Raw genomic sequence first — 19,133 nt, 5'->3', positions numbered from 1 at the left:
GATCGGATTCGTAACGCACTGGAAAACAAGAAGCCAGTCGCGGCTTAGTTTTTAAAAAAGGATAAAGAAGAGATTGGGGCAGTCTGTATATTTTTAAGATGAGCAATTATGAAATTGATTCCATCATGAAAAAATTGCCATATTCTATGTGTAGGATTCACACACTACAAAGAAGGAAAGGAGGCTACAACAAATGATGACCACATTCTTCCGTTTCACCGCAGATGTTCACATGGATCTGGCTCTTCAGCTTGTTGTTCAAACTTCATATAGCAGCGCCTCCTGGACCGACGAATTGTAGCCTAAGACACAATACGTGTCTTCATTATTCCTAACTCGTCAGATTACAGACCGCAGGCGTCGTGCTTGTGGTCTTTTCGTTTCCTTGTGCAATGAAAAGACCGCAGATTTCGCCAGCGGTTTTTTTGTTTCTATTTTTTGGAAGGAGGTGATAAGTATGGTACTCAACTTTCTGTATTTCTCCATCAAAATTGAGCGTAACCAGGAAAGCGTGGAACAACGCATCGCGAAGAAAGAACGCGAATTCTACCTGGAACAACGAGCTGAAGCACACGCTCTGGAAGCAGCGCAATGGAATTCACGCATCTAAGGAACTCATACTTTTTAATCCTAAGGAGGGGTTGTAAATGAATAACAAACAAAGACGTCAGATGATGAGATTTACAGGAGTCAAATCGATAGATGGCAGCTGACTGCACCGAATTCTTACGGAAGGGAGGCGTATATAACATGTACATTCCCATGATCTTTTTCTCGATTACGATCGAACGGCGGAAGTTAACACCTGAGCAAAAATGGGCAAGATATCAGCAAAAGAAAGCCATTGCTCAGTGGGAAGAGCAGAAACATCAGGTCTACTCGCAGTTTCCTGAATACTGTATTCGCTAAGGAAACGGCTTGTATCATCAATAGAAAGCAAAAAAAGGTGGATGATTTCCACCTTTTTGCTTTCCTTCTATTTCTTGTCCAACATCGGCCTAATTTTATGATGCGCCACCGGAAACGTGTAGTCATCCAGCTCCTCGACGGCTGCAAAGCGTGCTGTCGGCGGAAGCTCATCTCCCGAAATCCAGTCGCAGAGCCACACCTGCATATTCCATTGCAGATGAGAAAAAGTATGCTGAACCTCTCCGATCCTCTCCTGCACTTCCACCTCTACGCCAAAGCGCTCGTTCATCTGCTGGGTCACCAGTTCCCTCTTGGCTGCCTCGCTTTCCACATCGGTCTCTACCATCGGAAATTCCCACATACCTGCCAAAAGCCCCTGCTCTGGCCGTTTGTTGATCATGACGGCTCCATCACGCACGATCAGGGCAACCTGTAAATGCACCGGTCGAGGTGGCTTCGCCTTGCCTTTGTTCGGCAGCTCTTCCTGAACACCTTCTCTGCGTGCGATGCAGTAATCAAAGACCGGACATGTGAGGCATTGTGGTGAACGCGGGGAACAGACCATCGCTCCAAGCTCCATCAAAGCCTGATTAAAATCCCCGGCTCTTCCCTCAGGAATCACCTGGCGTACCAGATGCTCGATTTTGATGCGCGTCGCTGGCTTGGCGATATCGTCAGTCAGGTAGAGAAGTCTGGAAAAGACCCGCATCACATTGCCATCCACAGCGGGTTCTGGCTTTTCGTAGGCAATGCTCAGGATCGCACCTGCGGTATATGGCCCTACCCCTTTTAACGTCCGAATCTCTTCTGGTGTTTTTGGGACTACTCCCCCATAGCGCTCCTGCACTTCCCGAGCCGCTGCCTGCAAATTGCGTACACGCGAATAATAGCCAAGCCCCTCCCAGGCCTTCAGCACATCCTCCTCAGAGGCTTCGGCCAATGCCTGAACCGTCGGAAACTTTTCCATGAAATTCGCATAGTAGGGCTTTACGGTATCGACACGCGTTTGCTGGAGCATGATTTCCGACACCCATACGCGGTACGGATCGCGATTGATCCGCCACGGCAGGTCTCTTTTCTGGGCATCGTACCAATCGAGTAAATCTTTCGCAAAGCCAAAAACATGAAACTCTTCCGGTAATGTATAACGCATGCTTTTCTCCTTTTTCTATCGCTTAACAGGGCAAAATGCCCAAATGTTCAGCTTGCTGCTTCCTCCTGCAATGCAGTCGCAAAACGCTTCATCCGACAAGCGATCCTGCTTGATTTGTTCGTATTGCTCTACATGGTCCACGTCAAAAGTTTCGACGAATAGATCAGGCTGGTCATAGCCTTCGAAACAACGAAACTGGCTGGCCCCTTGCTCGGTCATGCGAGCTTCTATCTCCGCAATCAGGGCAAGTGCCTGTTTACGCTTCTCAGGAACCAGCTTATACTCGATAAAAACAGTCATCATCTGGTCATATCCTCCCTTGCGCGGCAACTTCTTTTCATCATACAATCCAGGTGAAAAGGGAACAAGCACACAATTTTTTTCATTTTCAAAGGAAAATACCTGCCCTGGAACGTTATAATAAGCAATAAGAACAGTCTGGAAGGAGGGAGACGAGAGGTTCATGGATACCGCTACACACTTTGCCATGGGATTTGGATTGGCGGGGTTAGCCCATCTCGATCCAGTCGTGGCAGCGACACCAGGCCTGATGGAAGCTGTCATGCTAGGTACTGTCATCGGCTCGCAGGCTCCCGACCTGGATGGCCTTGTCCGCATTCGCGGCAGCGCAGCTTATATTCGCAACCATCGAGGAATCTCCCACTCTGTACCTGCCGTCTTTCTATGGACAGGAGCGATTTTTGCCCTGATTCAACTCTTCATGCCACAAACGAATTGGTTTCACCTCCTCGGCTGGATCTTTCTGGCCGTGTGTCTCCACGTGTTCGTTGATTTGTTCAATGCGTATGGTACCAAGGGCTTGTATCCGTTTCGTGACAAGTGGATCGCGCTAAACACCATTTTCATTTTTGATCCGCTGATTTTTTCCGCTCATCTGCTGGGATTCATGCTATGGGCGTCGGGCTTTCACCCTGGAAAAGTCTTTCTCGGCATTTACCTGCTGATCGCGTGTTATTACTACTGGCGTTACCACGTGCAAAAACGCACGACTGAGCTGGTTCGCCAAAAGATTGGCCGCCCCGGTACCTATACCATCATTCCCACGTTGTCTTGGACACACTGGACCTTTGTCGCCCGTACAGAGCAGCATTGGTACGTCGGAGAAGTCAATTCCGGTGACGTGATCGTGCTGGACACCTTCAAGGTCAAAACGGAGAATGAAATCATCGCCGCAGCCAAAGAGTCGTTTCGTGTGAAATCTTTTCTCGCCTTCACGCATCACGTCCATGTCGAGACGAGAGAGCGTCCTTTCGGCTACGAAGTAAAATGGATCGACCTGCGTTATCGTTCCCGCTTTCAGGGTAAAAGTCACTACATGTTCGTTGCGGTCGTCTATCTCGATTACGAGCTGAACATTCGTGATTCATTCGTCGGCTGGATTCATCGCGGCGAAGAACAGCTGAACAAAAAGCTGGACCCGGATAAACAACTTAACTAAACTCGTACATCAACCCGCCTTGATTTAGCGGGTTTTATTTTTTGACCTGCTTCAAATGATGAAAACTGCACCTTTCTAGCGAGTCAGGTAGACGTTACGATGGGTCTATCAGAATCATCTGAAACAAAAACAGGCTCAAAGGAGAATGGATGCCATGATTCCTATTCGTTATTCGAAGCGAGATATTACAGACAAAGCACAAATCGACCACTTTTTAGCAGTAGCCAAAACCGGGCACCTGGGCATGACAAATGGCATCGAGCCGTATATCATCCCCCTCAACTTCTGCTGGTGGCAGGGCAACCTCTACTTTCACGGCGCCGACTCCGGGCGTAAAATTGAGATGATTTCTGCCAACAATCGCGTCTGCTTCAGCGTCTGTGAAGAATACGGGACAGTGGCTGATCCCGTCCCTGCCCATGTCGATACGGCTTATATGAGTGTTTTTCTCTCTGGTACCATCGAGCGTGTGGAAGAAGCGGAAGAGATGCGGGGAGCCATGCAAGCGATGCTGGACAAATACGTGCCCGGCTATTTCTCAGAGCCGCTTCCCTTGCAACATGTGCTGAAGTACCGTTCCAGCATGGGCAGCACGACTGCTGTCTTTCGAATTACGCCTGATACCATCACCGCCAAGGGGAACCTGGCTGGCGAGGAGAAGAAGTTCTACCCGGGTCGGAAGGTAGAGATGGATGTGTAATCGTAATCGTAGTCGTACAGAACAGCAAAAGACACGCCTATTCCCGTGAATGGCGTGTCTTTTCTATGTTACCTGGAGACTCTACAATTGGGCTGGCGCTGTCATCCCTGTCGAAATGGCGAGTCGGTTCCAGCTATTGATCACGTTGATGGCCATGATCAGCGAGACAGTCTGCTTCTCGTCAAAATGCGCTCTCACTTGCGCGTACACGTCTTCGGGAACGCCGCGGTCTGCAATCAGCGTCACTGCTTCCGTCAGTGCGAGAATCACTCTTTCCGTTTCCGAATAAACAGCCGCTTCACGCCACACGTTCAGCAGATAGATTCGCTGTTCTGTTTCTCCGAGCTTTCTCGCGTCTTTCGTATGCATATCCAGGCAAAAGGCACATCCGTTCAACTGTGAGGCGCGAATCTTGATCAGTTCGAGCCATTTGGGCTCAACCCCGCTCTCCTTTACATACTTCTCCATATGGAGCATGGCGTGAAATGCCTCAGGATTAGCCTCTCTAATGGCTTGTATTCGCGGTACACATCCTCCATCTGGATGCTCATTGTGCAGGCAACCCAAACTGCCAGATCGTATGGCTCAAGCTGTTGTAGCGAAAGCTGATATGAAGACGCTCAGCCGTTCGCACTTCATCTGCGGCACCCATCGCGTAGATGAGCGGTACGAAGTGTTCACTTCCGTATACCGGAACGGCCTTCTCTGCATGCGGAGCCAAGGTACGGTATTGAGCGAGATCTGCTACATTCCACTTGGTCAGCGTATCCTTGAGCCACTCCTCGAATTCGACAGCCCACTCAAAGGCAGCTCCAGTCGTTTCCCGCATGTTGATATAGGAGAAGTTGTGGATCGTGCTGCCACTTCCGATGATCAGCACATCTTTGGCACGAAGCACAGACAAGGCACGGCCGATAGCGTACTGCTGCTCCACGGAGAGCTGTGGGTTGACGGACAAGGAGACGACCGGCACGTCTGCATTCGGGTAGATCATGCGAAGCACCACCCAGTGTCCGTGATCCAATCCCCGATCTTCATTCGCTCTGACAGGAATTCCAGCAGCCTTTAGCAGCTCGTAGGTTTCCTCGGCAATTTCCCGATCGCCTTTGGCAGGATACTGGATCTCATACAGCTCTTGAGGAAAACCGCCAAAATCATGAATGGTCGGGTAGACGTCCATCGAGCCCACTTCCTGGACAGGGGATTCCCAGTGAGCAGAGAATATGACGATCGCACGCGGGCGGCGTGGTAAAATTTGCGGAAGCTGATTGAGCGCCTGTGTATACATATTGTTTTCAATCGCGAGCAATGGCGCACCATGCGCGATAAACAGGGATGGCATCATGATCTAACACACTCCTTTATTTTTTATACTAGGTTACTTTTAGTAAGTTATAAGTATTATACATGAACCATACGTATTTTTCTATCTGTTCGTTGAAAATAAAGGATCAAACTGAAAAATATAGTGTTAGCACGTAAAAATAATGGTTTAGACTGGAATTATATCGTATATCATTCCTTTGTTGATGCTGGTTCGGTAGATGTGCCAGCGAACACAATGGATCCAGAACAACTTACCCTAAGGAGCGGTAGATATGGCACGTGTATTATTTATTAATGCTGGATCAGAAGGACATGTCAATCCCACCATTGGAGTGGTGGAAGAGCTTATTTCGCGTGGAGAAGAGGTCGTGTACTTTACGATAGCAGCTTTTCGAGAGCGTATGGAAAAGACGGGAGCTATTGTACGAACCATTGACGGTCAAAAATTTATAGAAGCGTTTATCTCAGGTGGAAGAACTTATTTGCTTGAGCGGGTCAACGGTCTTTTACATACAACAGATATCGTGATCCCAAGCGTTCTGGAACAGATCAAAGGAGAGCATTTTGATTACATCATCCACGATTCCATGTTTGGATGTGGACGGTTGCTGGCCCAGATTCTTAAGCTTCCCGCCATTAATTCTTGTACTTCTTTTGCGGAGTCAAAAGCCTCATTCAATAACATGTTGGATCAGCTATCTGCAAAAGTTCCTGCAGAAATCCTTCAACCCATACAGGATGAATATCAACGACTGACGAAAAGGGTGAAGGAAAAATATGACGTGGAGATCCATTCTCCTTATGAAGTTTTTTGTAATCCTGCACCTCTTACAATCGTGTATACCACTAGGGAGTTTCAACCTTTTGGAGAAGCATTCGACCAAACTTATAAATTTGTTGGTCCATCCATCTCTACGCGTATACCACAGGAAAACTTCGACCTTACTGCGATCAAGGGAAAAAGCCCCATTTACATTTCTCTGGGTACCGTCTTAAACCATTCGCTTGATTTCTATAAGCTATGTATTCAGGCATTAAAAAACTCGGATCATACCGTTGTCATGTCCATTGGGAATAAAGTCCACATTTCCGATCTAGGAGAAATCCCCGAAAACTTCATTGTAAAAAGCTATGTTCCACAAATTGAAGTACTACAATATACAAAATTATTTATTACACATGGTGGAATGAACAGCACCAATGAAGGGCTCTATTACGGAGTTCCGCTCGTTGTCATTCCACTAAGCGCGGATCAGCCAATCATAGCCGGGCAAGTGGCCCGTTTCGGAGCAGGCATTACCTTACACATGCAAAGCTTGACTGCAGATCAACTCCGTGAATCCGTTGATCATGTTTTAAACCACCCATCTTTCAACAAAGCTGCTGCAACGATTAGAGAATCCTTTCGGCGAGCAGGTGGGTATCAGCAAGCTGTCGATGCGATTTTTGAATGTAAAAGTCAATAACCTATCTAAATATGCCAAAGCCAGTCATATCCTATATTTCGAGTTGACTGGCATTTTTATGAATGGATTCGATTTATCTGTTAAAAAAAGGAGGTCAAAACATGGTACTGAGATTGGAAACAGATCGATTATGGATTCGACCTTTCGAACTGTCGGATGCAAAAATGGTTCAAGGATTAGCTGGGAGCGAAAAAGTAGCACGCACTACACTCTCCATTCCTCATCCTTACCCCGAGGGAGCAGCTGAAAAGTGGATTCAAGCCACTCATCATGCTGCCGAAAAAGGAGACAGCTATGCTTTTGCTTTAGTAAAAAAAGAGGAAGATGAGTTGATTGGATGTATGCTCTTAGATATTTCCAAAGATCATCAGCGTGCTGAGCTTGGTTATTGGCTGGGTCATCCCTATTGGGGACAAGGATTTGCAACAGAAGCTGCCAAAAAAGTGGTGCAATTTGGATTTGAAGATTTGGATTTAAACCGTATATTCGCCATAGCGATGACGAAAAATTCAGGTTCTTATAAGGGTATGGAAAAAATCGGGATGAAACACGAAGGCACTTTCCCCCAGCATGTACGAAAGTGGGGAAGCTTTGAAGACGTCGAGCAATATGGAATGATCAAATCTGATTATGTGAAAGGGTCGCAATCCACGAAAAAAAGCTTGTCGCCATGTTGTGCGACAAGCTTTTTCCCTAGCTTCTATTATGCTTATTTCGCAGCAGCGAAACGTTTGCTTACTTCATCCCAGTTTACAACGTTCCAGAAAGCAGCGATGTAGTCAGGGCGTTTGTTTTGGTAGTTCAGGTAGTAAGCATGCTCCCATACGTCCAGACCGAGGATAGGTGTTTTACCTTCCATGACAGGGCTGTCTTGGTTAGGAGTAGAAGTGATAGCTACTTTACCGCCATCTGCGATCAGCCAAGCCCAACCGGAACCAAAACGGCCAGTTGCTGCTTTCGCGAATTCAGCTTTGAAGTTGTCAAAGCTTCCGAAAGCTGCGTTGATTGCGTCAGCCAGTTCACCTGTTGGCGCACCGCCACCATTTGGAGAAAGAACTTCCCAGAACAGGGTGTGGTTCGCATGTCCGCCACCGTTGTTGCGAACGGCAGTGCGGATACCTTCAGGCAAAGCGTCGAGGTTGCTGATCAGCTCTTCTACGCTTTTGTCTTGCAGGTCAGCATGTGCTTCCAACGCTGCGTTGAGATTGTTCACGTAAGTCGCATGGTGACGTCCGTGGTGGATCTCCATAGTCAATTTGTCGATGTGCGGTTCCAGCGCATCATGCGCGTATGGCAATGCAGGAAGTTGATGTGCCATTGTAACATTCCTCCTTAGAATATGTATGGGTCAAGCCACACCTTTATTATAGTGCAAGAGAGACACTTTTACAACAAATCGGTATGCTAAGTTTCGTAATCTATCACAATGTTGTCAATTCTCTATTGAAATCATGATAGAGAGTGCTAGACTTGGAGTATTACTTTTACTCCTTAGAAAACTAGGTGATTGTGTATGGAAATGGAATTATCCACCGTTCTCTTTCTCGCATTTTTTGGTTTTGTGGCCGCGTTCATCGACAGCACCGTAGGCGGTGGCGGCCTGATCTCACTGCCCGCCCTACTTGGTCTGGGGATTCCTCCCTACCTCGCATTGGGCACGAACAAGCTAGCAGGTACGATCTCCTCAGCTACTAGCTCTATTACCTTCATTCGCAGTGGCAAGTTTGACAAGAAGCTGATGATCATCCTCTTCCCGGTCTCGCTGATCGGAGCCTATTTTGGAGCCAAGGTGGTACTCTTCGTTCCGCAAGAGCTGTTGAAGACTCTCGTCATCGTGATGATGGCCTTGATTTTTGTTTATACCCTGTTTAACAAGCGCTTTGGGCAGGATTCCAATTACAAAGGACTTACCCGCTTTTCACTCGGGTTGGGGATTCCCCTCACGTTTCTCATCGGCTTTTACGATGGCTTTTTCGGACCGGGAACTGGCTCCTTTTTCGTCTTTTTGATGGTGCTGTTGTTCGGCTATGACTTTGTCATCGCTGCCGGGAATGGGCGCATCCTGAATCTGGCGAGCAACATCGCCGCCCTGACTGTGTTTATGATAGAAGGAAAAGTGATCTTCCTGACCGGTCTGGTGATGGGGGTTGCCATGCTGCTAGGTGCCACCCTCGGTGCACGGATGGCAATCAAAACCGGTGTACGCTACGTTCGCCCGCTGTTTCTGATCGTCTCGATCGCATTGATTACCAAAATGATTTATGAATTGATCTTTACTTGATTTAAAAAAGTCAGCCTCCACTCGTGCGAGGCTGACTTTTTCTATATGGTTGGGTGCTTTCTTCACCCTGCCGGGGCAACCGCCGAGCTACCTTGCTGCAATTGATACATGTGGTAGTACTTTCCACACAGCTCCATCAAGTCATCGTGCCGTCCTCGCTCTACAATTTCACCGCGGTCCAGGACGAGAATCTGATCCGCATTTTTAATCGTCGACAAGCGATGCGCGATCATGAAGGTCGTCCTCCCTTTTTTCAGCACCTCAAGCGCCTGCTGAATGATGCCTTCTGTCTCCGTATCAATGCTGGCAGTCGCTTCATCCAATACCAGAATGGCAGGATCAAAGGCAAGCGCTCTGGCAAAAGAGATCAGCTGACGCTGTCCAGCAGAAAGTGTGCTTCCCTTTTCAATCACCGGTTCGTCTAACCCTTTGGGCAGCGTGCGCAGGAGCAGGTCTGCCCCTACGTCCTGCAAAGCCTTTTCCACTCTTTCGCGGGAAATCGAGGGATCATTCAGGCTCACGTTGGACGCTATTGTCCCTGTGAACAGAAAGGGGTCTTGAAGCACGATCGCCATATGCTGGCGGACGAATTGCTTTGGCAGCTGCAGAATGTTTTGCCCATCGATTTGAATCTCTCCCCGGTTGATTTCGTAAAAGCGGAAGAGCAGATTGATGATGGAGCTTTTTCCCGATCCCGTATGCCCAACCAGAGCTACCGTCTCCCCTGGCGAAGCCTCAAATGAAATGTTTTTCAACACATATTGATCTTGCAAATACGCAAAAGAAACGTTCTGAAAGCTCACTTTTCCCTGGTATCGACCAATGCTCCCCTTCTCGACATCGATGCCCGGTTCGTCCATAAGCTCAAACAAGCGATGGGCTGCGACACGAGCCTGTTCAAAATTGGCAAGCTGATTCATGATCTGGGTGATGGGCTGGAACAAGCGGTTCAAATAATCAACGAAGGCATACAGGACGCCCAGTGAGAACAGCGTACCCACACCAAGAGACGCCCCGCCAAAATACCAGATAAAAAGGATGAAGGCCACGTTGCGCAACAGCATGACCATGTTGAACGATACAGTAGCATTGAGCCGAAGCATCTTGTTTTGATAGGCGAAGAGGTCGTCATTGAGTTCATCAAATTCGCGCAGCGTTTCCTTTTGCCTGCGGAAGGCTTGAATGATCGGCATTCCTTGAATCGACTCATTGATCATCCCGTTGATATCGCTGATCCGTGTACGAATGACATGATTGAAGCGCGTAGCGAACCTGCGATAAAAGAGAATCCAGACCAGCATGATCGGCAGAATAATCAAAGAGACGAGCGCCAGACGCACATCCAGCAGAAACAAGGCAATAAAAATACCGATCAGATAAATGCCGCTGGTAAAAAAGGAGGCGAGTACATTGGCGAACATCTCACGAATCGCCTCTGTGTCATTGGTCACGCGGGCGACAATTTTCCCCGCAGGCAGATGGTCAAAATACGTGACGGGCAACCGCTGGACATGTGCAAACACATCTACCCGCAATTTTTTGATCACCAGATTGGCTGATTTTTGCAGCAGGAACTTCTGCCCGTAATGAAACACCGAGGCGATCACCAGCAGTCCGCCATAGAGTGCGGCCAATACGAGCAGGCCCATTGTTTCCGGGCGAAAGAAAGCGAACACTTCCTGACTGCTCAGCTTCTGTGCCGGATACACTGCCCGCTCATTTCCCTTGACGATCGTGAGCTCAGCATCGCCAAGAACGCGCTCTCCATCCAATGGAACCGGACGATCGACAAAGACGTAAAAGCGCCCCACCTGCAAAATGCGCACTTCCTTGCCACGCTGATCCGTCTCCGACAAATGATCTTCGCGCGTGTACCACTTGCCCTGATACGACACCGCGTAAGGCTGCTCGCTAGTCTCATACCAGGGCAGCTCGATTCCCATGATGTGTGTATCAATCATCTTTTTAGCCACAAACGGCCCTGTCAGTTCTGCTGCCACCGCTATGGAAAGCATCAGCAAGGCGAGCAGGATTGTTTTTTTGAAATGTACTGCTACGAGAAATAATCTCTTTCCTACAGTCATGGCTTCACCTGCTCTTTGTTCAGAATTTCTTCCAACTGCTGGCGCTCAACCTGCTCCTTGTACCACCCGCCTAGAGCGAGAAGCTGTTCATGCGTACCCTCTTCCGTGACCCTGCCTTCATCCAGGACGAGGATCCAATCGGCGTGCTGGACTGCAGACATGCGATGCGAGGTGATGACGGTGGTTTTGCCTGCTCTCTCCCGCCGTATGTTGGTGATCATCTCCGCTTCTGTCTTCCCGTCCACAGCAGACATGGCGTCATCCAAAATCAGAATCTCCGGATTGATCATCAGTGCGCGGGCGATGGAGACCCGCTGCTTTTGCCCTCCAGACAGGGCAACACCCTTTTCACCCACCATCGTCTCCAGGCCATTCGGAAGATGCTTCACGTCCCGGGCAAAGGAAGCCTGCTGCAAGATTTGCTGAAGCTCCTCATCCGTACCAGCTCGGCCAAAGCGCACATTTTCACGGACGGTTTTGGAAAACAAAATCTGCTCCTGTGGTACGTAGCCAATCCAACTCTTGATGTTGTCCAACGAGATTTTTTCCAATGGCAGATCGGAGACCGTAATCGTTCCTCTTCCCAGCGGATACTCGCGCAAGAGCTGGCGAATCAGCGTTGTCTTACCGCTTCCGGTACGCCCTACCACACCTAGCGTCTGCCCCCGATGCAGGGTAAAGGATACATCGCTGAGCTGATCGCCCTGCGCCGACGGATAGCGAAACGTCACCCGATCAAAGCGAATAACCCCTGGCACCTCCATAGGCACTGTCTCTTCCCCATCCGTCACGTCAGCCTGATACGCCAGCGTCTCATTGACCCGATCCAAGGATGCGCTGCCTCGCTGCATGATGTTGATTAACTCTCCAATGCCAAACATCGGCCAGATCAGCATGCCCAGGTAGACATTGAACGAGACAAGCTCACCCAGTGTGAGTTTTTGTTGAAAGACCAGGTACCCTCCGTACATGATCCCGATCATGTAGCTGATCCCTACCAGCAGTTTGACCGTAGGTTCTATCAAAGAGTCGATCCTCGCCACCGCTATATTTTTTTGAAAGACATCCTCCGTCATGTCGTGAAAACGCCTCTCGTCTGCCGTCTCCTGCACATACGCGCGGATGACCCGCACACCAGATACCGATTCCAGCACCTGATCATTCAAGGCTCCGAAGGCGTTCTGGGCTTTGGAAAAGCGTTCATGGATTCGCTTGCCGTATCTGCTGATCATGAATGCCATCACAGGCAACGGTAATATGGCGGCCAGGGTTAGCTCCCAATTGATAAAGAAAAACATCGTGAGCAGAATGACACCCGTATAGCTCACCGTTTCCACCACTGTCATAACGCCAAAGCCCGTGGTCATGGCGACCGCTTTAAGGTCATTGGTCGCCCGGGCCATCAGATCGCCAGTACGATTCCTCTGAAAAAATGTAGGGGTCATCCGCAGAAAGTGCTTCATCAGTTTGGCCCGCAGGGTTCTCTCAGACAGGTAGGCTCCCCCGAATAATTTGGATACCCAGATGTAAGTGAGCAGATAGATTCCCATGGCAAGCACAGCGTAGAAGAGCACAATATCCATCAGTCTGTCAGCCGTCAATGTTCCCAGATACATCTCATCGATGGCAATCCCTATGATCTTGGGAGGCAACACCTCCATAATGCTGCTCACGATCAAGAGCAGAATCGCCACTGTGTACCGCTTCCCATTTTCTTTGAAAAACCAGTCCAGCTTGGTAAACACGGAAAACACGGCTGTCATCTCCTTCGTTATTTCCTGGAATTTCCAAAATTAGGAACAAAAAAGACATACTGCGATACGCAATATGCCTTTTCTCGTGTGAATGATAGAAAAAGCGTAAGTTACGCAAAGAAGAGTAACCTACGCCATTGGAGTCGTTTCAAAAACTGGACGGACAGCGAATTTAACGGTGATGAAATGGAGTGGTTACGTCATCTATGTAGTTGTCTTCGCGAGTCAATAGGTTGATCATCATGACGCCTCACCCCTTTCCATTCAGGTAATTTTTTCCGTAAATACATTTTGAACTTTAACACTATACTGTAAATTTTGTCAACATTTGTTTTTCTGTACCGCTTCTAAGGATAAAGAAGACATACGAAACGCGAAGAAACTCTTGGCTTTCAAGGGTTTTTTCTCTTATCGCGTTTACATGAGGGAAGTCGTCTATCATATCGATGAAATGACGATGACTATCCGATTGCATCATGCTTGAACCGGACATAAAAAGAGGTGCCTAGGCTGCTGCTCTCTACATCAATCTTGGCATGATGGCGGTTGGCCACACTATAGCAAACGGCAAGTCCCAATCCCGTACCTTTTTCTTTTGTTGTGAAAAACGGAGTCCATATCTTTTCCAATAGTTCTTCCTGAATCCCTGGGCCTTCATCCGTTACCTCCAGGACGACCTCATCATCCTTTTGATACGTCTTGACGGTGAGAGTTTTGCCAGCCGGCATGGCTTCCAGTCCATTCAAGGCGAGATTTAAAAAGAGTTGACGAATTTCTTTTCCATCCAAATAGATTTCAGGACATTCTGACAGCTCAATATGTACGTTCTTACCACTCAATACAGCTTCTGCTTCGATCAGAGGAAGCAGGGATTTCAGCGCTTCTGCCAGGTGTTGCTTTGTCATTTCATTGGTCTTGTTCTTAGCCAGTGTCAAAAACTCGGTAATGATCACGTTGGCCCGGTCCAGCTCTGCCAGCATCAAATCGACAAACTCGAACGAAGAGCCGTTCTTTGTTTTCTGCGCTAATTGCAAGAAGCCTCTTACCGTTGTCATTGGATTGCGGATTTCATGGGCTATCCCTGCAGCCATCTCCCCAATCAAGTGCAGACGATCCAAGCGAGCCATTTCCTTTTCTAGGTAGACCTGCTCCGTAATATCGGTAATGACGCTGAGAATGCATCGCTTCCCTCGAATATTGATGATCTCGGTGGACAACAACCCCTCTCTGACTTCATGCGTATGCGTTATGTATTGAATTTTTTCGTTGCGAATCGCTTCTTCCAGATCGAGGGAGCGGTTCTTGCTATTCCGTTCATTGACCAGGATCAGCCTGTCCTCCGAGGAGTTTTTTATCTCGTCGTAGGAGTACTGCATATGGTCTAGCCAGCATTGGTTTACGTCTATGTATCTCCCATCATCACATGAGCGGATGGCTATCAAGCAAGGACTAGAGTGGAAGATTTTTTTAAATTGCTCCTGGGACACCACAAGCTCCTGTGTCCGCTCTTCTACCAGCAATTCAAGGTGCTCGTAGTGAATCTTGCGCTCGATTTCCAATTGCTTGCGCTCGGTTATGTCTCGAATCGAACAGACGAATATATGGCGCTGCCCAATCATCGCTTTACCGATCTGAATCTCTACCGGAAAGCTGGTCTGATCCTTGCGAATGGCGACAGACTCCATAATCTTGTCCAGTACATATTCGTTGGTTTGAAAAGGCAACGCGAGTAATCGATTGATTGGCTTGTGCATCACTTCATCCGGCTCGTAGCCAAACATGGTCCTCAATACAGGGTTGATAGAAAGTATCAGCCGATTATCATCGAACGTTATGATCGTATCGACAGATGTCTCCGAAATCGTTCGTGAAAGCGCCTCACTCTTTTGCAATTCCAAGACCGTTCGATGATAGCGCTCATTGGCTTCCTCCAGTGCGCGTGTCCGGGATTGGAGCATCTTGCTTTGATACTCGATCTTTTGCTGATTCAGGTATAGCTGGACGAAGCCCTCTACCTTCATCGCCAATGTATCCGGGTGAAAGGGCTTGAAAATATAATCGATAGCCCCTGATTCATACCCCTCCAGCACGTGTTCTGTTGCTTTGCTGATCGCGGTTACAAAAATAATCGGGATGTTTTTCGATTTCTCCCGCTGCTTGATCAGCTTGGCGGTCTCGAAGCCGTTCAGACCAGGCATTTGAACGTCGAGCAGGATCAGCGCAAACTCTTCCTTTAATACCCATCGGAGCGCCTCCTCCCCTGATTGTACAGAGATCAGGCGATAACATGGAGAGTCCAGTACAGCCTCCAAGGAAAGCAGGTTCTCCTTTCGATCATCCACCAGCAAGATGTTCACTCTTTTCTCCCACTTCTGCTCCTCATCTTCCTTTTGGAAAAAAACCGCGTCCATCACAGTATCATTTGATTTTTCTATAGAACTTTTCGGTTCCGTCCATTTCTTCATAACAGCTAGCATGGGTAGTAAACACAACTCCTTCTTTATTACCGAGTCCTAAAAATCCGTTTGTACAAAGGCTCTCGTAGATTAGTCCATGCACATGATTTTGCAGGGGTTCATTGAAGTAAATCATGACGTTTCGGCAAATGATAATTTGAAACTCATTGAAGGAACCGTCTGTCACCAAATTGTGTTGAGCAAAGACCATATTGTCCATTAAAAAAGGCTCGAACTGAACCATTCCGTTTTTGACCGTATAATATTCGGAAAAAGCCGTGGTCCCTCCAGCTTGCATGTAATTCTTTGTGTATAATTGCATCTTTTCAATCGGAAAGCTGCCCCGCTTCGCCTTCTTTAGCACCGATTCATTCATGTCCGTTCCGTATAGTCTGCTCTTGTGAAGCAGCCCTTCCTCATGAAGTAAAATCGCCATCGAAAAGACTTCCTGTCCTGTGGAGCAGCCCGCATGCCAGATTCGTATGATCGGCTCATTCCGCAAAAGTGGAATGATCTTTTTACGGAAGGTTAAGAAGAATCTTGGGTCTCGGAACATTTCCGTCACGTTGATGGAGAAGTCTGCAAACAGCTTCTCCATCATTTTGGGATCATGCAGGACCTTTTCCTGCAAGCCAGAGATGGTATTCAGCTTTTCAATTCGAATTCGGTGCCAGATTCTTCGCCGGATAGAGGAATAGGTATAGTTGCGGAAATCATAGCCGTATTGACGATAGATCCCCTCCAGCAACAGTTTGATCTCGATTCTCTCCAAGTCATGCTGCAAATCACCATCGAGTTCATCCACTTCTTCTTCCTTGTATTCGATAATCTTGGTTCAACTCCTATCCGTACAGCCATACTCGCATGAGCGACATCAACTGCTCCATGTTGACTGGCTTGCTAATGTAATCGGAGGCACCTGCTTCCATACATTTCTCCCGATCGTATTTCATCGCTTTCGCTGTCAGGGCGATAATCGGCAGCTGCTGCCAATCCGGATTGCTTCTGATTTTTTCAATGGCTTCATATCCATCCATTTCTGGCATCATAATGTCCATCAGCACAATGTCGACATCCGCATGCTCCTCCAATGCCTGGATGCCTTCGCGGCCGTTCTCAGCAAAGATGACCTGCATCTTTCTCTCTTCCAGCGCTGCGGTCAGAGCAAAAATATTGCGCATATCATCGTCGACAACCAATGCCTTTTTGCCTTTCAGACCCTCGTCCTCCTCAGTTACAGCTACGATCTCCGGACTTCCTGATGCAGTGGCTGCTACCTCCAGATATGCAAAGGTTTGATCTACTACTGATTCTGCTACGTGTTCCAGCGGGAGATAGAGGGTAAAGGTACTGCCCACCCCTTCTTCACTATCTACATGAATATAGCCTCCCAACAGGTTGGCCATCTCCCTGCTGATGGAAAGGCCCAGACCCGTTCCGCCGAACTTGCGGCTAGTAGTACCATCCGCTTGCTGGAACGCATCAAAGATAATTTCTTGCTTCTCGGGTGAAATGCCGATTCCCGTATCTTTCACGGCAAATACGATACTTGCTGCCTCCAAATCGGTCTGCTTCATGGAAATGTCGACCTGTACACTTCCTTGTTTGGTGAACTTGCATGCATTAGACAACAGATTGGTCAGAATTTGCTGCAAGCGCTGTTCATCCGTCTCGATTTCCTCCGGTACTCCGTCACTCATTGTGACTTTAAAATCCAGTCCCTTTTGCAATGCAATGGGCTGAAAATGCTGCTTGGCATACGAAACCATGTCTCGAATGGCGACCTTGGAGATCACGATCTCCATTTTTCCGGATTCGATTTTGGAAAGATCGAGAATATCATTGATCAGATTGAGCAAATTATTGCCTGATTTAAGTATCGTGGTCGCGAACTCCACCTGTCGCGGCGTCAAGTTTTTATCCTTGTTCTCCGCGAGAATCTGCGCCAGGATCAAAAGACTGTTCAGTGGTGTGCGCAGCTCGTGGGACATGTTGGCCAGGAATTCCGACTTGTAGCGCGATGCCTGTTCGATCTGTACCGCATTACGCTCCAGCTCCCCTTTGGCCTTCTCCAGTTCCTTGGCTTTTGTTTCCGCGTTTTTATACTGATCCTCCAGTTTTTCGTTGATGCTTCTCAGCTCTTCCTGCTGAAGCTGAAGCTCTTCTGACTGGCTCTGCAGCTCTTCCGTCAATGTCTGTGATTCTTTCAGCAGATTACTGACCTGCATATGAATGTAAATGCTGTTCATCACGGTTCCGATATCACGTAAAATTTCCTGAAGAAATTCTTTTTGCAGAGGCGAATAGCTAAGAAAAGTAGCCAGCTCCAGGACGCCCAGTACATGTCCCTCATGAGAAATCGGCATGATCGTCAGCTCAGCCGGTTTAGCGTGCCCAAGCCCGGAACCTACCTGTATGTAATGATCCGGGACATGACTCAATTCAATGGCTTTATTCTCCAGGGCGGATTGGCCGACCAGACCTTCTCCAAATTCAATGGTTTTTACCTGCATCTCTTCAGCGTCATAGCCATAGGTACCTGCTTTGAAGAGTCTCTGGGAGTCTGCTTGTCCATCGCGAACATAGAGTACAGCATATTGCGCATTCACCAATGGCGTGATTTTATTCACAAGCGTTTGGGCCAACTGGTTGATGTCCTGGATCCCTTGGCAGCTGGACGTTACGTCCAAAACCTGCGTCTTCAGCCAGCTATGGTCACGCATCGCCTGCTTGTATTCTTTTTCTTGATGGGCGTGATTTTCCAATGATTCTGCCATTTCGTTGAAAGCACGGGCAATGTCACCAATTTCATCTTTGGTATCCATCTGGATACGCGGGAGGTTCTCTTGAGTCCGAAAAGCCACCTGGGAGATGACGGACGTAATTCGCTTTAAGCGATACCCCATATTCCGAATCGTCCACACGGCTACCAGAACTCCGAAAACCAAGCCACTCACAATAAAAATCGTACTGATCGTTTGTATGTATTGATATTGATCATTCGTTCTTGTGTAAGCTTCTTGAAGAAGCATCTCTTGCACTTGCTTTAGATCTTCGACAGAACGTAGCAATTGATCTCGTATGACTCTGGTCTCCAGTACGATTAATTGCTTGGCTTCTGCTTTTTGTCCTTCTTCAGCACTAGCCAAGGCCAGAGCAGACTTCTCTTCATACGATTCAAAAAGATAGCCGGTCGTCTCTAAAATTTTCATTGATTCTTGCAAATTCACGGATTGAGCGAGACTGTCCATGGCAGCCTTCACACCATAGGCAGCCTTCTTGAAACTCTCTTTCTCCTTTTGAATGTTTGCCTGTGATTCTTCCAGAACGATATTGGTTAATAATCCGCTCATTCGATTGACCTGGTTTTCTATTTCACTGGCCAGCTTTACTTTCATATAGCGATCGTCTACGATTTCGGTGATATTTTCACTCAGGTTCGCATGAATACTCGATAAAATGGCTAGAAGCACGAACATGAGAACAACCATCGAACTGAAGCCCGTAATTAAAATGGTTTTGTACCTCATACCTTCTCCTTTGTT

17 protein-coding genes are annotated in these 19,133 nt (G+C 47.9%); 7 read left to right on the top strand and 10 right to left on the bottom strand.

The features are described 5' to 3' along the window. Positions 1–457 precede the first annotated feature (457 nt). Positions 458–610 carry a hypothetical protein gene (locus tag EDM52_RS24670; RefSeq protein WP_183185021.1) on the top strand — a complete coding sequence of 51 codons (153 nt, stop codon included), beginning with the start codon at positions 458–460 and terminating at the stop codon, positions 608–610. Between the two features lie 140 nt (positions 611–750). Beyond that, positions 751–909 (top strand): YrzI family small protein, encoded by a 159-nt coding sequence (locus tag EDM52_RS12240; RefSeq protein WP_122909253.1) that lies wholly within the window; start codon positions 751–753, stop codon positions 907–909. 67 nt (positions 910–976) lie between these two features. Here the strand turns inward: EDM52_RS12240 and mutY are convergent, their stop codons facing one another. Together mutY and EDM52_RS12230 are read right to left on the bottom strand one after the other, a co-directional pair. Then, a complete protein-coding gene (gene mutY / locus EDM52_RS12235; protein WP_122909252.1) occupies positions 977–2,062 on the bottom strand; it encodes an A/G-specific adenine glycosylase in 1,086 nt (361 codons plus the stop codon). A 15-nt stretch (positions 2,063–2,077) separates the two neighbouring features. After that, positions 2,078–2,365, bottom strand: a complete 288-nt coding sequence (locus EDM52_RS12230; protein ID WP_122909280.1) for a hypothetical protein — start codon at positions 2,363–2,365, stop codon at positions 2,078–2,080. 160 nt (positions 2,366–2,525) lie between these two features. Here EDM52_RS12230 and EDM52_RS12225 point away from each other — a divergent pair, with 160 nt between their 5' ends. Then, positions 2,526–3,521 carry a metal-dependent hydrolase gene (locus tag EDM52_RS12225; protein ID WP_122909251.1) on the top strand — a complete coding sequence of 332 codons (996 nt, stop codon included), beginning with the start codon at positions 2,526–2,528 and terminating at the stop codon, positions 3,519–3,521. Between the two features lie 154 nt (positions 3,522–3,675). Next, a complete protein-coding gene (locus tag EDM52_RS12220) occupies positions 3,676–4,221 on the top strand; it encodes a pyridoxamine 5'-phosphate oxidase family protein (protein WP_122909250.1) in 546 nt (181 codons plus the stop codon). Positions 4,222–4,302: 81 nt separating this feature from the next. Here EDM52_RS12220 and EDM52_RS12215 read toward each other — a convergent pair whose 3' ends face one another. Together EDM52_RS12215 and EDM52_RS12210 are read right to left on the bottom strand one after the other, a co-directional pair. Beyond that, positions 4,303–4,740 carry a carboxymuconolactone decarboxylase family protein gene (locus tag EDM52_RS12215; protein WP_276330112.1) on the bottom strand — a complete coding sequence of 146 codons (438 nt, stop codon included), beginning with the start codon at positions 4,738–4,740 and terminating at the stop codon, positions 4,303–4,305. A 28-nt stretch (positions 4,741–4,768) separates the two neighbouring features. Further along, complete coding sequence (locus EDM52_RS12210) at positions 4,769–5,566, bottom strand: dioxygenase family protein (RefSeq protein WP_122909248.1); 798 nt, start codon at positions 5,564–5,566, stop codon at positions 4,769–4,771. Between the two features lie 253 nt (positions 5,567–5,819). Between EDM52_RS12210 and EDM52_RS12205 the strand changes: the two genes are divergently transcribed. After that, on the top strand, positions 5,820–7,013 hold the full coding sequence (locus EDM52_RS12205; protein ID WP_122909247.1) for a macrolide family glycosyltransferase: 1,194 nt from the start codon (positions 5,820–5,822) through the stop codon (positions 7,011–7,013). A gap of 101 nt (positions 7,014–7,114) precedes the next feature. Further along, a complete protein-coding gene (locus EDM52_RS12200; protein ID WP_122909246.1) occupies positions 7,115–7,792 on the top strand; it encodes a GNAT family N-acetyltransferase in 678 nt (225 codons plus the stop codon). On the opposite strand, the gene EDM52_RS12195 is transcribed toward EDM52_RS12200, so the two are convergent. Then, complete coding sequence (locus EDM52_RS12195; protein ID WP_122909245.1) at positions 7,723–8,331, bottom strand: superoxide dismutase; 609 nt, start codon at positions 8,329–8,331, stop codon at positions 7,723–7,725. The two genes, EDM52_RS12200 and EDM52_RS12195, sit on opposite strands and share 70 nt — an antisense overlap. A gap of 195 nt (positions 8,332–8,526) precedes the next feature. On the opposite strand from EDM52_RS12195, the gene EDM52_RS12190 reads away from it, so the two are divergent. Further along, on the top strand, positions 8,527–9,294 hold the full coding sequence (locus EDM52_RS12190) for a TSUP family transporter (protein ID WP_122909244.1): 768 nt from the start codon (positions 8,527–8,529) through the stop codon (positions 9,292–9,294). A 62-nt stretch (positions 9,295–9,356) separates the two neighbouring features. Here the strand turns inward: EDM52_RS12190 and EDM52_RS12185 are convergent, their stop codons facing one another. The 5 genes from EDM52_RS12185 to EDM52_RS12165 all read right to left on the bottom strand — a co-directional run bounded on the left by EDM52_RS12185 (position 9,357) and on the right by EDM52_RS12165 (position 19,118). Next, positions 9,357–11,378 (bottom strand): ABC transporter ATP-binding protein, encoded by a 2,022-nt coding sequence (locus tag EDM52_RS12185; protein WP_122909243.1) that lies wholly within the window; start codon positions 11,376–11,378, stop codon positions 9,357–9,359. Beyond that, positions 11,375–13,132 (bottom strand): ABC transporter ATP-binding protein, encoded by a 1,758-nt coding sequence (locus EDM52_RS12180; RefSeq protein WP_122909242.1) that lies wholly within the window; start codon positions 13,130–13,132, stop codon positions 11,375–11,377. The genes EDM52_RS12185 and EDM52_RS12180 overlap by 4 nt, the downstream gene beginning before the upstream one ends. 461 nt (positions 13,133–13,593) lie before the next feature. Then, positions 13,594–15,597, bottom strand: a complete 2,004-nt coding sequence (locus EDM52_RS12175; protein WP_122909241.1) for a response regulator — start codon at positions 15,595–15,597, stop codon at positions 13,594–13,596. Further along, on the bottom strand, positions 15,551–16,393 hold the full coding sequence (locus EDM52_RS12170; protein WP_245996823.1) for a CheR family methyltransferase: 843 nt from the start codon (positions 16,391–16,393) through the stop codon (positions 15,551–15,553). The genes EDM52_RS12175 and EDM52_RS12170 overlap by 47 nt, the downstream gene beginning before the upstream one ends. A gap of 37 nt (positions 16,394–16,430) precedes the next feature. Continuing rightward, complete coding sequence (locus EDM52_RS12165; protein WP_122909239.1) at positions 16,431–19,118, bottom strand: ATP-binding protein; 2,688 nt, start codon at positions 19,116–19,118, stop codon at positions 16,431–16,433. Positions 19,119–19,133: the final 15 nt, after the last annotated feature.

This window comes from Brevibacillus invocatus, assembly GCF_003710915.1.
GTDB lineage: Bacteria > Bacillota > Bacilli > Brevibacillales > Brevibacillaceae > Brevibacillus > Brevibacillus invocatus.
This window is presented reverse-complemented; position numbering and strand designations above follow the sequence as displayed.

What these genes read in the sequence shown, in the direction of transcription:
- EDM52_RS24670 (WP_183185021.1), top strand. Translation starts at nt 458, where the DNA reads ATGGTACTCAACTTTCTGTATTTCTCCATCAAAATTGAGCGTAACCAG.
- EDM52_RS12240 (WP_122909253.1), top strand. Translation starts at nt 751, where the DNA reads ATGTACATTCCCATGATCTTTTTCTCGATTACGATCGAACGGCGGAAG.
- mutY (WP_122909252.1), bottom strand. Translation starts at nt 2,062, where the DNA reads ATGCGTTATACATTACCGGAAGAGTTTCATGTTTTTGGCTTTGCGAAA.
- EDM52_RS12230 (WP_122909280.1), bottom strand. Translation starts at nt 2,365, where the DNA reads ATGATGACTGTTTTTATCGAGTATAAGCTGGTTCCTGAGAAGCGTAAA.
- EDM52_RS12225 (WP_122909251.1), top strand. Translation starts at nt 2,526, where the DNA reads ATGGATACCGCTACACACTTTGCCATGGGATTTGGATTGGCGGGGTTA.
- EDM52_RS12220 (WP_122909250.1), top strand. Translation starts at nt 3,676, where the DNA reads ATGATTCCTATTCGTTATTCGAAGCGAGATATTACAGACAAAGCACAA.
- EDM52_RS12210 (WP_122909248.1), bottom strand. Translation starts at nt 5,566, where the DNA reads ATGATGCCATCCCTGTTTATCGCGCATGGTGCGCCATTGCTCGCGATT.
- EDM52_RS12205 (WP_122909247.1), top strand. Translation starts at nt 5,820, where the DNA reads ATGGCACGTGTATTATTTATTAATGCTGGATCAGAAGGACATGTCAAT.
- EDM52_RS12200 (WP_122909246.1), top strand. Translation starts at nt 7,115, where the DNA reads ATGGTACTGAGATTGGAAACAGATCGATTATGGATTCGACCTTTCGAA.
- EDM52_RS12195 (WP_122909245.1), bottom strand. Translation starts at nt 8,331, where the DNA reads ATGGCACATCAACTTCCTGCATTGCCATACGCGCATGATGCGCTGGAA.
- EDM52_RS12190 (WP_122909244.1), top strand. Translation starts at nt 8,527, where the DNA reads ATGGAAATGGAATTATCCACCGTTCTCTTTCTCGCATTTTTTGGTTTT.
- EDM52_RS12185 (WP_122909243.1), bottom strand. Translation starts at nt 11,378, where the DNA reads ATGACTGTAGGAAAGAGATTATTTCTCGTAGCAGTACATTTCAAAAAA.
- EDM52_RS12175 (WP_122909241.1), bottom strand. Translation starts at nt 15,597, where the DNA reads ATGAAGAAATGGACGGAACCGAAAAGTTCTATAGAAAAATCAAATGAT.
- EDM52_RS12165 (WP_122909239.1), bottom strand. Translation starts at nt 19,118, where the DNA reads ATGAGGTACAAAACCATTTTAATTACGGGCTTCAGTTCGATGGTTGTT.